Here is a 13,771-nt window from a genome sequence, read left to right as displayed (position 1 = left end):
GCGCCTATCCGCCGGTCGTTTCGCAGCCGGGCTGAAGGCCGGGATCGCCGGCGAAACTTCCGTCGTCCACCGTCTTGTCGGTGGCGCCGTAGTCCGGGTTGACGGTGGCCTGGAGCGCCGCCAGACGGTGGGCGGTGGCGACGCGGGCCTCGCGCTCCACCGCGCGGTAATGGTCGATCACCTGCTCGCCGAAGGCGGTCAGCACGGTGCCGCCGCCATGCTTGCCGCCGACCGCGGCGCTGACCACCGGCTCGCGGAAGATGTGGTTGAGGTCGTCGACCAGCAGCCACGCCCGCCGGTAGGACATGCCGAGCGCCCGCCCGGCGGCGGAGATCGAGCCGGTTTCCCGGATCCGTTCCAGCAGCATGATCTTGCCGGGGCCGATCGATCCGCCGGGCTGGAAATCGATCCGGATTCGCATGCGGGTCATGGCGTTCCCTGCCTTTCCGGGCGGTCGGCCGTCGCCAGCTCCCAGCCGTCCCCCTCTGTGCTCCACGCGCCGGTGCGGAAGAAGCCGTCGATCCGGGCGATCCACGGATCGATGTCCAGGCCGGCGCTGGCCAGCCAGTCGCGGTTGAAGTAGGTGCCGGCGTAGCGTTCCCCCGAATCGCACAGCAGGGTGGCGACGCTGCCCCGCCGCCCCTCGCGCAGCATTCCGGCGATCAGCGTGATGCAGCCGATCAGATTGGTGCCGGTCGAGCCGCCGCAGGAGCGCCCCAGCCGGTCGCGCAGCACCCAGGCGGCGGCGACGCTGGCGGCGTCCGGCACCTTGACCATGCGGTCGATGACGCCCGCCTGGAAGGAGGGTTCCACCGTCGGCCGCCCGATCCCCTCGATGCCCGAGCCGCGCGGCGCGGTGGCGTCGGGGTTGCCGTCGCGGAAGCTTTCGAAGAAGGCGGATTGTTCCGGATCGGGAACGCAGACCCGCGTCGGCAGCCGGCGGTAGCGCACGTAGCGCCCCATCGTGGCCGAGGTGCCGCCGGTGCCGGCGCCGCAGACGATCCAGTCGGGAACCGGGTGCGGCTCCTGCGCCAGCTGCTCGAAGATGGATTGGGCGATGTTGTTGTTGCCGCGCCAGTCGGTGGCGCGTTCGGCGTAGGTGAACTGGTCCATGAAATGGCCGTCGCAGGACCGCGCCAGCCTCCGTGCCTCCGCGCAGACCTCCGACGCGCGCTCCACCATGTGGCAACGGCCGCCGTAGAACTCGATCTGCGCGATCTTGGCCGGCGAGGTGCCGCGCGGCATCACCGCGACGAAGGGAAGGTCGAGAAGCTGGGCGAAATAGGCTTCCGACACGGCGGTCGAGCCCGACGACGCCTCGATCACCGTGCTGCCCTCGCGGACCCAGCCGTTGCACAGCGCGTAGAGGAACAGGGATCGCGCCAGCCGGTGCTTCAGGCTGCCGGTGGGGTGGGTCGATTCGTCCTTCAGGTACAGCGTCACGCCCGGCGCCCCCGGAATCGGCAGGCGCAGCAGGTGGGTGTCGGCCGAACGGTTGACGTCCGCGTCGATGCGCCGCAGCGCCTCGTCGAGCCAGCCGCGCGGCGTCGAAACGGGCGCGGGCATGGGCGCGGTGGAGGAGGGGGTGGTCATGGAAGCCATCCAGGAAATCCGGATCCTTCCATAGCGCGGATTGTTGCGGAATGCACCCCGTCCCGCGACCGCCCCCTCCGGATCCCCTTTATCCCTGGCGGATCTTGGCGAGGAAGCCCGACACCTCGGTCCGCATGCGCTCGGTCTGACCGCTGACGGCGCGGGCGGCCTCGGCCACCTCGGCGGAGGCGTTGCCGGTGGCGGTGGCGTGGCCGCACACCATCGTCAGGCTGCTCGACACCTGGGCGACGCCCTGCGCCGCCTCGTTGACGTTGGCGCTGATGTTGCGGGTCGCCGCCCCCTGCTCCTCGATGGCGGCGGAGATGCTGGAGGCGACGTTGTTCACCGTCTCGATCACCCCGCCGACCCCGCGCATGGCGTCGACCACCGAGGCGGTGGCCGCCGTCATCGCCGCGATCTGCGCCTGCACGTCGTCGGTCGCCTTGGCGGTCTGGTTGGCGAGGTTCTTCACCTCGCTGGCGACGACGGCGAAGCCCTTGCCGGCCTCGCCGGCACGGGCCGCCTCGATGGTGGCGTTCAGCGCCAGCAGGTTGGTCTGCGCGGCGATGGAGCGGATGAGGTCGACCACCTCGACGGTGCGCTTGGCCACCGTGTCGAGCTGTTCGATGAGCTGGTAGGTGCGCCGCACATCCTCGACCGCGCGGGTCGAGCCGGCGGTCGATTCGGCGACCTGCTGGGCGATCTCGCGGATCGAGGCGGCGAGCTGCTCGGTCGCCTCGGCCACGGCGTTGACGTTGCCGGACGTGTGGCTGGCGGCCTCGGCGGCGGTGCCCATCAGGCCGGTGGTCTGATCGGCTCCCCGGCTCATGGCGCTGGAGGTGCCGGTCAGCGTCTCCGCCGCCTCGGCGACCGAGCGGACCAGGCTGCCGACCGTGCGCTCGAAATCATCGGCGAAGCGGTTCATGGCGGCGCGGCGCTCCTCGGCGGCGCGGGCTTCCAGCGCGGCCTGTCCGGCGCGCAGGTCCGCCGCCTCGATGGCCGTCAGCCGCAGGGCTTCGACCGCGCGGGCCAGCGTGCCGACCTCGTCGCGCCGTTCCGCCCCCTCGACCGTGGCGGCGAGGTCGCCCCTGGCGATCTTGCCGGTGGCCCCGGCGATGCTGTCGAGCCCGTTGGCGATGCGCGACACCAGACGGTAGCCGAACAGCCCGAGCAGCAGGGCGGTGGCGACGGTGGTCGCCAGCGTGCCGACCAGGATCGAGCGGAAGGCGGCATCGACGTCGTCGATGTAGACGCCGGTGCCGATCATCCAGCCCCAGGGCTCGTAAAGGGCGGCGTAGGCGAGCTTGGGGAAGGGCTGGTCGCCGCCGGCCTTGGGGAAGTCGTAGACCAGGAACCCGATGCCGGCCCGCGCACGGCTGAGCAGTTCGCGGATGATCAGGGTGCCGTCGCTCGACTTGAAATCGGCCAGCTTGCGGGTGCCCTCGATGTCGGGCCGTATGTGGAACACGTTGGTCCCGTCATACTCGAAGCCGAAGACGTATTCCTGCCCGGAGAAGCGCACCGAGCGCAGCGCGTCCTTGGCGCGTGCCTGCGCCTCTTCCTTGGTGAGTTCGCCCCTGGCCATCCGCGCGTCGTAGGATTTCAGGATCGCGACGGAGGATTCCACCACCGAACGGATGGTGTTCTCGTAGCCGTCGACCATCATGGCCCGCTTCGCATAGGCCGACCAGACCCCCGCCGCCAGGATGGCGACGATGAAAAGCCCTTGAAGGATCAGAAGCTTCGCTCTGATGCTGTGAAAGGAAATCCGCATGCCGACCGTCCGCTTTCCATCGGTTCGCCCACGAGCGGGCCGGCAGCGCCCAAACAGCGCCGCTCCGGCCCGAGCGGGGAATATCAACAAATTTTCCATGGCTAATACGGCGCAATGGCCGTATGCAATCGTCACTAAAGACAGACGGACAGTATGACGCAGGTGCAAAAACGGTGATCTTTGCAGGACATCGGACTCGACGGGCGTTCTACCCCGGTGCGACGTCCTATCCGCCTCGGACGGCTTACCGCCCGGCATCGCATCTGGCAGAGTGACTCCATGACCTTGATCGCATACCCGCTGTCGGGCGCGCTTCCCGATATCCGTCCCGCCCGCGCCACGCGCGATTGGATCGACGCGTTGCCGGAGCAGTACGGCTACCGCTGTCTGCCCCTGAACATCGCCAGCATGCACGGGTGGGAGGTGTGCAGCCCCTGCCGCGCGACGGCGGTGTGGAACGGCGGCACCGGCATCGATGCCATCACGGTGACGGCGGAGGAGCAGCATCCGCTGCTGCCGGCGAGCCATTTCGGCAGCGGCGTCCTGACCTTCCACGTCGCCGTGCTGTTCCGCACGCCGCCGGGGATCAACCTGATGGTCACCGGGCCGATCAACCATCCCAAGCATGGGATCATGGGACTCTCGGGAATCATCGAGACCGACTGGTCGCCCTATCCCTTCACCATGAACTGGAAGTTCACCGCACCCAACGTGCCGGTGACCTGGGAGAAGGGCGAGCCCTACGCCCACCTGATGCCGATCCAGCGCGGTCTGGTCGAATCGCTGGAACCGGAGATCCGCGAACTCGACAGCGACCCGGAAACCGCGGCGCAGTACCGCCATTGGGCGACCTCGCGCAGCCAGTTCAACGCCGAACTCCAGAAGCCCGGCAGCGCCGCCGCGCAGGAGCGCTGGCAGAAGGGCTATTACCGGGGCAAGCAGCCCGACGGCAGCGACGGCCCGGACGGGCACGAGATCAAGTTGCGGCCGAAGCCGTTTCCCGCAAGGTGAGAAAGCTCGGCTTTCTTCGAGGCGGGGCGTTGACAAGATCCATCGCCTGTCGATAGGTGAAGAGCAGCCGTCCGCTGTCGGGCGGTGTCATAGCGCTTGTTCTCAGGGCAGGGTGGAAGTCCCTACCGGCGGTATCCTCCTCGCAAGGGAGGGAGCCCGCGAGCGCCCGCGGCCATTGGCCGCGGGGTCAGCAGACCCGGTGAGACGCCGGGGCCGACGGTCACAGTCCGGATGAAAGAGAATGAGCCGGCCATGGGTGACGTCCCCGGAAAACCGGCGGCGGCGGCGGTGGCCTGCGACGATGGTCCGGGGATTCCGTTCCCGGCCGTCGGCTGTCTCTTTGCGCCCTGATTCAGGCTTGCTCGAACCGGAGTAAGACCCATGAATCAGTTTGTGAATCAGTCTGTTCAAGCCCAGCATGGCAACAGTCTCCTGGCCCGTTTCGGCACGGCCGCCGAACGGATCGACCGTGCGCTCGACGCGCTGCGCGAGGGGCAAGGCGTCATCGTCGTGGATGACGAGGACCGCGAGAACGAAGGCGACATCGTCTACGCCGCCGAAACCATCACGGCCGCGCAGATGAACTTCCTCATCCGCACCTGCACCGGCATCGTCTGCCTCATCCTGCCGGCCGAGCATCTGCGCCGGCTGGAGCTGCCGCCAATGGTCGAGTCCAACAGCTCGCGCTTTGGCACTGGCTTTACGGTGTCGATCGAGGCGCGCGAGGGGGTGTCGACCGGCGTGTCGGCGGCTGACCGCGTCACCACCATCCGCGCCGCCATCGCCGACGATTGCCGGCCCGACGATCTGGCGCGTCCCGGACACGTCTTCCCGATCCGCGCCCATCCGGGCGGGCTGGCGGCGCGCCGGGGGCACAGCGAGGCGACCATCGATCTGATGCGCCGGGCCGGCCGCAAGCCGGCCGGCGTCCTCTGCGAGGTGATGAACCCGGACGGCAGCATGGCGCGGCTGCCGGAACTGGTCGCCTTTGCCGAGACGCACGGTATGCCGGTCGTCACCATCGAGGATCTGGTGGCGAGCGCCCGGCTGTCGTCGGTCGCCTGAGGCAAAGGGAAGAAGCCCCGTTCCATCGGGACGGGGCTTCTTCCGCTCCCCGCCTACAGCGCGGCCTGCACGGTCTGCACGAATCGCGGCAGGCCGACCTGCCGGCGGCGGCGCAGCCGCTCGGCGCGCAGGATGGCCTCCACCGCCGCCACGCTTTCCTCGACGTCGTGGTTGACGATGACGTAATCGTATTCGGCCCAGTGGCTGATCTCGTCGGACGCCTTGGCCATGCGGTTGGCGATGACCTCCGCCGAATCCTGGGCGCGGCTGTGCAGACGGCGTTCGAGCTCCTCGCCCGAGGGCGGCAGGACGAAGACGCTGACGAGATCGTCGCGGGCGTTCTGCGCCAACTGCTGAGTGCCCTGCCAGTCGATGTCGAACAGCACGTCGCGGCCGGACGCCAGCGCGTCCTCGACGGCGCCGCGCGGCGTGCCGTAGCAGTTGCCGAAGACGCGGGCGTATTCGAGCAGCTCGCCGGCCTCGACCATGCGGTCGAACAGCTCAAGGTCGATGAAATGGTAATCGACGCCCGGAACCTCGCCGGGGCGCATCGGGCGGGTCGTCACCGACACCGACATGGCGAGGTCGCCGTCGCGGTCGAGCAGGCGGCGCGAGATGGTCGTCTTGCCGGCGCCAGAGGGCGACGACAGCACCAGCATCAGGCCGCGCCGGGAGATGGTCTTCGAAGGGGAAGCGGGCGACTGGGTGCGCTGCGGGGCCATGGCGGTCACTCGATGTTTTGGACCTGTTCGCGAAGCTGCTCGATCGAGGCTTTCAGCGACAGGCCGATGCGGGTCAATTCCACGTCGGCCGACTTGGAGCACAGCGTGTTGGCCTCGCGGTTGAATTCCTGGCAGAGGAAGTCGAAGCGGCGGCCGATGGCGCCGCCCTCCGTCATCATGTCGCGGGCGGCCTGGATGTGGGCGCGCAGCCGGTCCATCTCCTCCCGCACATCGGCCTTGCCGATGAGGATCGCCGCCTCCTGGGCGAGGCGTTCCTCCGACAGGGCGGGGAAGGAGCCGAGGATGGTGGCGACCTGGGTGCGCAGCTTCTCGCGCAGCGCCTCGGGCTGGGTCGAGGCGCAAGCCCCGGCGGCCTCGACCAGCCGGGCGATCTCGTCGAGATGGCCGTTCAGCACCGCCGCCAACCGGGCGCCCTCGGCCAGCCGGTTGACGGCGAGCTGGTCGATCAGCTTGGCCAGATCGGCCTTCAGCGCCGATTCGACCCGTTCACGCGCCTCGGTCTCGTCCTCCTCGACCGGTTCGATGATGCCGCGCACCGCCAGCAGCGAATCGAGGCGCGGCGGCGCGGCCCCGGCGCCCTCGATCTCGCGGGCCAACTCCAGCACCTGGGCCAGAAGCTCGCGGTTGATGCGCAGCTGCGAGACGGCCTGGCTGCGGTTGACGGTGAGGGTCAGGTTGACGTTGCCGCGCGCCAGCTTCTTCGGCACCTCGGCGCGGGCCACCGCCTCGACGCCGTCGAAGCCGGACGGCAGGCGGCAGCGCAGATCCAGGCTGCGGCCGTTGACGCTCTTCGCCTCGAAGGTCCAGGAGAAGCCGTCCCCGTGCCCGTCCACACGCGCGAAACCGGTCATGCTGGCGACAACAGGGCGATGGGCGGGCAAGGGGACCTCGGCTGCAAGCTGTTGAATGATGTGGCCCACCTTATACCGGCGGTATGATCCGGCAACAAGCGGGCAAGGGAGAGGTTTCATGCGGGATCCGCGTTCCATCGTCATCACTGGCGCCTCCAGCGGCATCGGCGCGGCCCTGGCCGGCCTCTACGCAGCGCCCGGCATGGCCCTGGCGCTGACCGGCCGCGATCCGGCGCGGCTGGAGGAGGTGGCGGAACGCTGTCGCCGGGCCGGCGCGTCGGTCACCGCCGGGCTGGTGGACGCCGCCGACCGGGAGGCGATGGCGTCGTGGCTGACGGCGGTGGACGCCGCGACTCCGGTCGATCTGGTGATCGCCAACGCCGGGATTTCCGCCGGCACCGGCGGCGGGGTGGAGAGCGAGGCGCAGGCCCGCCGCATCCTGTCGGTCAACATCGACGGCGTTCTGAACAGCATCCATCCGCTGCTGCCGGCGATGCGGGCGCGGCGGCGCGGGCAGATCGCGCTGATGGCGTCGCAGGCGGGTTTTCGGGGCTTGCCGGGCGCTCCGGCCTACTGCGCCAGCAAGGCGGCGGTGCGCGTCTATGGCGAGGCGTTGCGCGGCGATCTGGCGGCGGAGGGGATCGGCGTCTCGGTGATCTGCCCCGGCTTCGTCAAGAGCCGGATGACGGCGGTCAACCGTTTTCCCATGCCCTTCCTGGTCGAGACCGACGCGGCGGCGCGGACGATCAAGCGCGGGCTGGAGCGCAACGCGGCGCGCATCGGCTTTCCCTGGCCGATGGCGGCGGCGGTGTGGCTGCTGGCGCTGCTGCCGCCGGGTTGGACCGACGCCGCCCTGACCCGCGCGCCGAAGAAGGGGTGAGGGTCAGTCGGCCTTGGCGTGGGCGATGGCGTCGCGGACGCTGACGCCCTTGCGCAGAATGTTGTCCACCGCGCGGCCCTGGACGAAGTTGATGCCCATCTTGTGCGCGTAGACGAGGCTCGACACGCTGTCGCAGCGCGCCAGGATGAATTTGCAGCGGTCCTGCTCGGCGATGCGGTCGCGGAAGTACTTTTCGAAGGACGGTTCCATCTCCAGCATGTCGTTCGACCAGAAGATCTTCGCGTAATCGGCGTTGAGATACTCCAGGTCGAAGTTCGTCACCCAGAAGGGATTCAGCCCGTCCACCGCGATCTGGTAACGACGGTCCTGCGCGAACTCGACCACCTCGTTGAACAGCGACAGGTTCTCGATCAGGTCGCCCTTGGAGACCTCCAGCACGACCTGCCCGCGGAAATCCATCGGCAGCCGCTCGTCGAACTTCACGAAGCCGGTGGAGATCACCGTCGACAGGTTGATGTTGATGCCGATCCGCCGCCCGCGCATGAAGCTGAGTCCGTGGTTCAACGCCCGCAGCACCGACTGGTCGAGGTTGGCGGTGAAGTAGTTGAACAGCCATTTGTTGGCGGTGATGTCGTAGTCCGGGCAGAGACGCTCCTGCAACAGCTTGATGGAGATGTAGAGTTCGAAATACTCCATCTCCTCCTCGCTGCCCTTGCCGATGTTGGCGATGGCCTGATTGAACAGGAAGGGCGACAGGTCGAACATCTGCATGGAGCGTTCGAGCTTGCCCAGTTCCTCCAGCGTGATGGGGGGCTTGGTCTCCAGCGGGCCGCCGCCGGTCTCGTTGGCCTGCAATTCCTCGATGAAGCGGATGACGTTGATGAAGTTCAACGCCAGTTCCATGATCGAGTAGAGCGAATACTCCTTGTAGGGATTCGGCCCGGTCAGCGTCGTCTTCGACAGGAAGACCTGTTCCAGCTTCTGGCAAACATCGGTCACGCCGGTCAGCTTCAGCCCCTTGTAGAGGATGATGACGTCGCCGTTGGAAATGTTGAAGGATTGCAGGAAGGACGCCTTGCTTCCCAGCTCCTGGATGATGGTGCGGACCATCATCTGGCTGGTGGGATCCTTGTCGCGCAGCAGCGACAGGTGCATGTGGATCAGCCGCATGCCCTGGAGTTCGCTCTTGGCCGAGCGCAGCAGATTCAGCAGCTTGTCATTGTCGAAATCGGGGCGCTGGTCCTTGGCGGCGGCGACGGCGGCCTGCTTTTCCGTCGTGGAAAGCCGGACCCGGTCCCGTCCCATCGGTGGTTTGCCGCCGAACCTGCTCATTCCGTGCCTTCCCCCGAACCGACTTTTCCCGATCACGCCGCCGTGTCCGCAGACACCGGCATGCCCGCGCGCTCCCGACCAGGAACGCGCCGGATGACGGGCGGAGCCGGAGTCACGTCCCGACCAAGCACTGGAAGCACTGGACAAGGACATGCGGCCCCGAACCGATACTGCTTGCAACTTTCTTTAAAAAGCCTTTAAGGCATGGTTAACGAAATAAATGCATTCGATATTGTGCCTAAAGCGATAGGCCCATCGAAACCACGCCATCCAGAAACGTCAAGTTTCGGTTTCTTCGGATTTCGGGAGCGGCATCGGTTCTCCAGCAGGAACGATGCGGACACGACGGTTTATGACCGCCAGCGCGATCCTTCCATGCTTGAGGGCGAGCGCGTCGTCTCCGAACAGTTCGCGGCGCCAGCCCTGCATCGCCGGAACGTCCGCGGAATCGTCGGCCGCCATCGCCTCCAGATCGGCCGAGGAGGCGACGAGCTTGGCGGCGACGTTGTTCTCGTCGCACTTCATCTTCAGCAGGACGCGGAGAAGCTCGACGATCGGTTGCAGTCCGGGCGGCGGCTCCTCCCGCGGCTCGATCTTGGGCAGGTCGCGGTCGGGAATGTCGAGACCGGCCTGGACGGCGGCCAGCACGTCGGCCCCCTGGCGCCCCTCGGCGAAGCCCCGACCCATGCCGCGGGTGCGGGCGAGGTCGTCGACGCTGGTCGGGGCGTGGGCGGCGATCTCCAGCAGCGCCTCGTCGCGCAGCACGCGCGAGCGCGGCATGTCGCGGCGCTGCGCCTCGCGTTCGCGCCACGCCGCCAGCTCCTTCAGTACCGCCATGAAGCGCGGCTTGTTGGTGCGCACCTTCAGGCGCAGCCAGGAGCTGTCAGGATCGACCTGGTAGGTGCGCGGGTCGGTGAGGATCGCCATCTCCTCCTCCAGCCAGTGCGAGCGGCCGGTGCGGGCGAGGCGGCGCTTCAGCTTCTCGTAGGCCGGGCGCAGGTGGATGACGTCGGACAGCGCGTAGGTCAGCTGCCGCTCGGTCAGGGGGCGGTGCGACCAGTCGGTGAAGCGGCTGGACTTGTCGATGCGCGCGCCAGCCAGCTTGGTGACCAGCGTCTCGTAACCGACGCTCTCGCCGAAGCCGCAGACCATGGCGGCGACCTGGGTGTCGAACAGCGGGGTGGGGATGCTGCCGGACAGGTGCCAGAAGATTTCCACGTCCTGGCGGGCGGCGTGGAAGACCTTGAGGATCGACGGATCGCCCATCACGGCGTAGAGCGGCGCCAGATCGAGCCCCTCGGCCAGCGGGTCGATGGCGACGGCGCCGTCGGGTCCCCCGATCTGCACGAGGCAGAGCTGCGGCCAATAGGTCTTTTCCCGCAGGAACTCGGTATCGACCGTGATGTATTCGGCCCCGGCCAGCGACTGGCAGAAGGCCTGAAGGGCGTCGTTTGTCGTGATGAGCGTCATGGTTGCTTCATACACGAGGCGGCGGGCGGGTTAAAGGGGGGTGAAAGATCGTTGCGCTTTCGCTCGGCGGCGACGCGCCGCGTGCGCATTCGTCGTACGCGGCTTGACTTTCACCGGCTTACGGTGTGGTGTGTCGGACCCCATTTCCTTGCCGGAATCCGACCTTTTCAAGGTGTTTCGACCCATGCACCCCTACCGCACGCACACCTGCGGCCAGCTTCGTGAAGAGAATGCCGGCGAAACCGTCCGCCTGTCGGGCTGGATCAACCGGAAGCGCGACCACGGACAGCTTCTGTTCGTCGACCTGCGCGACCATTACGGCCTGACGCAGTGCGTGGTCGACACCTCGAATCCCGCCTTCGAGGTCGCCAACCGGCTGAAGCTGGAATCGGTGATCACCGTCACCGGCAAGGTCGTCAAGCGCACCGCCGAGACGATCAACGACAAGCTGCCGACCGGCCGCATCGAGATGCAGATCGCCGAGTTGACGGTCCAGGGCGAGGCGGAGCAGATCCCGCTCCAGGTCAACCAGGAGGCCGACACCGGCGAGGACATGCGCCTGCGCTACCGCTTCCTCGACCTGCGGCGCGAGCGCATCCACGAGAACATCCTGCTGCGCTCGCGCGTCATCGCGTCGGCGCGCCGCCGGATGATCGACCAGGGCTTCACCGAGTTCCAGACGCCGATCCTGACGGCCTCCTCGCCGGAGGGCGCCCGCGACTATCTGGTGCCGAGCCGCAACCACCCCGGCAAGTTCTACGCCCTGCCGCAGGCGCCGCAGCAGTTCAAGCAGCTGCTGATGGTCGCCGGCTTCGACCGCTACTTCCAGATCGCGCCCTGCTTCCGCGACGAGGACGCGCGCGCCGACCGCAGCCCGGGCGAGTTCTACCAGCTCGATTTCGAGATGTCCTTCGTCACCCAGGAGGACGTCTTCGCCGCCGTCGAGCCGGTGCTGCACGGGCTCTTCGACGAGTTCGGCGGCTTCCGCCGCGAGACCAAGCCGGTCATCGACCAGGCGCCGTTCCGCCGCATCAGCTTCGCCGAGTCGATGCTGAAGTACGGCAACGACAAGCCCGACCTGCGCAACCCGCTGGTCATCACCGACGTCACCGAAATCTTCAAGCGCGACGACGTCGAGTTCCGCGCCTTCAAGCAGACGGTGGAGAAGGGCGGCGTCGTCCGCGCCATCCGCGCGCCGAAGGTCTCTGACCGTCCGCGCAGCTTCTTCGACAAGCTGAACGACTGGGCGCGTGGTCTCGGCGCTCCCGGCCTCGGCTACATCGTCATGGAGGCCGCCGGCGGCAAGGGTCCGATCGCCAAGTTCGTGCCGGAGGCCGCGCAGGCCGCCCTGCGCGAGCTGGTCGGGCTCGAGGACGGCGACGCGGTCTTCTTCGTCTGCGACCAGCCCGGCCCGGCGGCCAAGCTGGCCGGCTTGGCCCGCACCCGCATCGGTGAGGAGCTGGACCTCATCGAGAAGAACGCCTTCCGCTTCTGCTGGATCGTCGATTTCCCGATGTACGAGCTGGACGAGGAGACCAACAAGGTCATCTTCAGCCACAACCCCTTCTCGATGCCGCAGGGCGGCCTGAAGGCGCTGGAGGAGATGAACCCGCTCGACATCAAGGCCTACCAGTACGACATCGTCTGCAACGGCGTCGAGCTGTCGTCGGGCGCTATCCGGAACCATCTGCCGGAGGTGATGTACAAGGCCTTCGACATCGCCGGCTACCCGCCGGAGGAGCTGGAGGCCCGATTCGGCGGCATGCTGAGCGCGTTCAAGCTGGGAGCCCCGCCGCACGGCGGCTCGGCGCCGGGCATCGACCGCATCGTCATGCTGCTGGCCGACGAGCCGAACATCCGCGAGGTCATCGCCTTCCCGCTGAACCAGCGGGCCGAGGATCTGCTGATGCAGGCCCCGGCGCAGGTCGATCAGACCCGCCTGAAGGAGCTGCACATCAAGCTCGACCTGCCCAAGCCGAAGGTCGCCGCGCCGCAGGCGTAAAGGGCAGGGCGCACGCGTTCATCGCGAAGGGGCCATGGCGTCGGACGCCATGGCCCTTGCCATTTCCCGGCTTGCCGTTCGCTCAAGCCTTCTTCCGGGGAAATTTCTCCTTCTCGATCTCCCGCACGATCGACGCGAAGCAGGAGCGGACCTGATCCTTGTCGTACCGCAACTCGACCGGGCGGAGCGTGAAGAGGACGGAAGCGATCGACTGGTAGAACCGCATGTAGGTCCAGTTCAGCGCGGCGCCCAGGACGGCGCCGGTGATGGGGACCGATTGCGCCAGGATCTTCGGGGAAATCGCGATCGCGTAGCGGGCGGCGACCTTGGTGATCATTTCGGAGATGGGGGCGGCGCCCAGCGTGGCTCCGAGCCTCGACGTCACGAAGGCGATGTCGGCATCGTCGTCATCCTCGAGCGGGCCGCCATAGGCGAAGACCTCGATGCAGGTCGCCTGGACGCCGACATCGTCGAGATCGGCGCCTTTCGAGCGCGCTATGTCGGCGATCGATCGCATGATGGTCGCCGTCGCGATCGGAAGCTCCGCGGCGGTGGCCGCCAGCCCGAAAAAGCCGCTCGCGGCCCCCGTGGCGGCACCGATGAGGCTGTACAGCCCCGTGGACGCCTCGCGGCCCTTCTCGTTGTCCATGTATCCGGTCGATATCCTGTGCGCGTGCTCCAAGGCGCCGCGGATGGCGTCGAGGAGGGTCGCCTTTGTTCCCTCCGGCAGCATGTCGATGCCAGCCTCGATCTTGCTGCCGAGCGAGGACATGAAGCTCATGAGAGTGCTTCTGGCCGCGATGTATTCGTTCGCGGCCTGCACGAGGATCTCGAAATCCTCCCTCTCCAAGATGGCGCATGAATTCGTGTTTCTGGAAATCTCATGAGGATCCGGCACGTTTCCATTCCTTGGCGCTGTTGAGTTCCAGTGAAGAGCCGCGAACGCCGCGCGACCGTCTCCAACGGTTTTCCCGGTCTGGCGAGATTGCGCGCAACGGATGGTCGTCGGGAAATATGGGGACGAATCGGGTTCGGGAGGAGGGAGGATCCGACCTGCCGCCCGGTCCCGCCGCGGCCGGCAAGGATCGA

The 13,771-nt window shown here is 67.5% G+C and carries 12 protein-coding genes and 1 riboswitch; of the genes, 4 read left to right on the top strand and 8 right to left on the bottom strand.

Going from position 1 to position 13,771, the window contains the following annotated elements; genetic code table 11:
* Positions 1-4 precede the first annotated feature (4 nt).
* The 3 genes from JN22_RS27220 to JN22_RS27210 all read right to left on the bottom strand — a co-directional run bounded on the left by JN22_RS27220 (position 5) and on the right by JN22_RS27210 (position 3,367).
* Positions 5-430 carry a winged helix-turn-helix domain-containing protein gene (locus JN22_RS27220; protein WP_085556865.1) on the bottom strand — a complete coding sequence of 142 codons (426 nt, stop codon included), beginning with the start codon at positions 428-430 and terminating at the stop codon, positions 5-7.
* Positions 427-1,593 (bottom strand): PLP-dependent cysteine synthase family protein, encoded by a 1,167-nt coding sequence (locus JN22_RS27215; RefSeq protein WP_085556864.1) that lies wholly within the window; start codon positions 1,591-1,593, stop codon positions 427-429. Before JN22_RS27215 ends, JN22_RS27220 begins: the two co-directional genes overlap by 4 nt.
* Before the next feature lie 88 nt (positions 1,594-1,681).
* Positions 1,682-3,367: a methyl-accepting chemotaxis protein gene (locus tag JN22_RS27210; RefSeq protein WP_179166233.1), complete on the bottom strand. Its 1,686-nt coding sequence runs from the start codon at positions 3,365-3,367 to the stop codon at positions 1,682-1,684.
* Positions 3,368-3,646: 279 nt separating this feature from the next.
* Between JN22_RS27210 and JN22_RS27205 the strand changes: the two genes are divergently transcribed.
* Both JN22_RS27205 and ribB read left to right on the top strand, forming a co-directional pair.
* On the top strand, positions 3,647-4,378 hold the full coding sequence (locus JN22_RS27205; protein ID WP_085556862.1) for a DUF6065 family protein: 732 nt from the start codon (positions 3,647-3,649) through the stop codon (positions 4,376-4,378).
* Positions 4,379-4,472: 94 nt separating this feature from the next.
* Positions 4,473-4,625: riboswitch (FMN riboswitch) on the top strand.
* A gap of 134 nt (positions 4,626-4,759) precedes the next feature.
* The gene (gene ribB, locus JN22_RS27200; RefSeq protein WP_085556861.1) at positions 4,760-5,443 is read left to right on the top strand and encodes a 3,4-dihydroxy-2-butanone-4-phosphate synthase; all 684 of its coding nucleotides are present in this window, start codon (positions 4,760-4,762) and stop codon (positions 5,441-5,443) included.
* 53 nt (positions 5,444-5,496) lie between these two features.
* On the opposite strand, the gene gmk is transcribed toward ribB, so the two are convergent.
* Together gmk and JN22_RS27190 are read right to left on the bottom strand one after the other, a co-directional pair.
* Positions 5,497-6,165, bottom strand: coding sequence for a guanylate kinase (gene gmk, locus JN22_RS27195; RefSeq protein WP_085557368.1), 669 nt, complete (start codon positions 6,163-6,165; stop codon positions 5,497-5,499).
* A gap of 5 nt (positions 6,166-6,170) precedes the next feature.
* The gene (locus tag JN22_RS27190) at positions 6,171-7,037 is read right to left on the bottom strand and encodes a YicC/YloC family endoribonuclease (protein ID WP_085556860.1); all 867 of its coding nucleotides are present in this window, start codon (positions 7,035-7,037) and stop codon (positions 6,171-6,173) included.
* Between the two features lie 118 nt (positions 7,038-7,155).
* Here JN22_RS27190 and JN22_RS27185 point away from each other — a divergent pair, with 118 nt between their 5' ends.
* Positions 7,156-7,917 (top strand): SDR family NAD(P)-dependent oxidoreductase, encoded by a 762-nt coding sequence (locus JN22_RS27185; RefSeq protein WP_085556859.1) that lies wholly within the window; start codon positions 7,156-7,158, stop codon positions 7,915-7,917.
* A 3-nt stretch (positions 7,918-7,920) separates the two neighbouring features.
* Here the strand turns inward: JN22_RS27185 and JN22_RS27180 are convergent, their stop codons facing one another.
* A complete protein-coding gene (locus JN22_RS27180) occupies positions 7,921-9,210 on the bottom strand; it encodes a hypothetical protein (RefSeq protein ID WP_085556858.1) in 1,290 nt (429 codons plus the stop codon).
* A 279-nt stretch (positions 9,211-9,489) separates the two neighbouring features.
* Positions 9,490-10,680, bottom strand: coding sequence for a ribonuclease D (rnd, locus tag JN22_RS27175; RefSeq protein ID WP_085556857.1), 1,191 nt, complete (start codon positions 10,678-10,680; stop codon positions 9,490-9,492).
* Positions 10,681-10,864: 184 nt separating this feature from the next.
* On the opposite strand from rnd, the gene aspS reads away from it, so the two are divergent.
* Positions 10,865-12,682, top strand: a complete 1,818-nt coding sequence (gene aspS, locus JN22_RS27170) for an aspartate--tRNA ligase (RefSeq protein ID WP_085556856.1) — start codon at positions 10,865-10,867, stop codon at positions 12,680-12,682.
* Positions 12,683-12,764: 82 nt separating this feature from the next.
* On the opposite strand, the gene JN22_RS27165 is transcribed toward aspS, so the two are convergent.
* Positions 12,765-13,580, bottom strand: a complete 816-nt coding sequence (locus JN22_RS27165) for an EcsC family protein (RefSeq protein WP_179166232.1) — start codon at positions 13,578-13,580, stop codon at positions 12,765-12,767.
* Between the last annotated feature and the right edge of the window lie 191 nt (positions 13,581-13,771).

The sequence above is a fragment of the Azospirillum agricola genome, assembly GCF_020005195.1.
Taxonomy (GTDB): Bacteria; Pseudomonadota; Alphaproteobacteria; order Azospirillales; family Azospirillaceae; genus Azospirillum; species Azospirillum agricola.
Note: the sequence above shows the minus strand (reverse complement) of the source record. Positions and strands in the feature narration are given on the sequence as shown.

Excerpts from the sequence above, each read along its gene's own strand:
- JN22_RS27220 (WP_085556865.1), bottom strand. The coding sequence starts at position 430 with ATGACCCGCATGCGAATCCGGATCGATTTCCAGCCCGGCGGATCGATC.
- aspS (WP_085556856.1), top strand. The coding sequence starts at position 10,865 with ATGCACCCCTACCGCACGCACACCTGCGGCCAGCTTCGTGAAGAGAAT.
- JN22_RS27210 (WP_179166233.1), bottom strand. The coding sequence starts at position 3,367 with ATGCGGATTTCCTTTCACAGCATCAGAGCGAAGCTTCTGATCCTTCAA.
- JN22_RS27205 (WP_085556862.1), top strand. The coding sequence starts at position 3,647 with ATGACCTTGATCGCATACCCGCTGTCGGGCGCGCTTCCCGATATCCGT.
- JN22_RS27185 (WP_085556859.1), top strand. The coding sequence starts at position 7,156 with ATGCGGGATCCGCGTTCCATCGTCATCACTGGCGCCTCCAGCGGCATC.
- ribB (WP_085556861.1), top strand. The coding sequence starts at position 4,760 with ATGAATCAGTTTGTGAATCAGTCTGTTCAAGCCCAGCATGGCAACAGT.
- JN22_RS27190 (WP_085556860.1), bottom strand. The coding sequence starts at position 7,037 with ATGACCGGTTTCGCGCGTGTGGACGGGCACGGGGACGGCTTCTCCTGG.
- JN22_RS27215 (WP_085556864.1), bottom strand. The coding sequence starts at position 1,593 with ATGACCACCCCCTCCTCCACCGCGCCCATGCCCGCGCCCGTTTCGACG.
- gmk (WP_085557368.1), bottom strand. The coding sequence starts at position 6,165 with ATGGCCCCGCAGCGCACCCAGTCGCCCGCTTCCCCTTCGAAGACCATC.
- rnd (WP_085556857.1), bottom strand. The coding sequence starts at position 10,680 with ATGACGCTCATCACGACAAACGACGCCCTTCAGGCCTTCTGCCAGTCG.
- JN22_RS27180 (WP_085556858.1), bottom strand. The coding sequence starts at position 9,210 with ATGAGCAGGTTCGGCGGCAAACCACCGATGGGACGGGACCGGGTCCGG.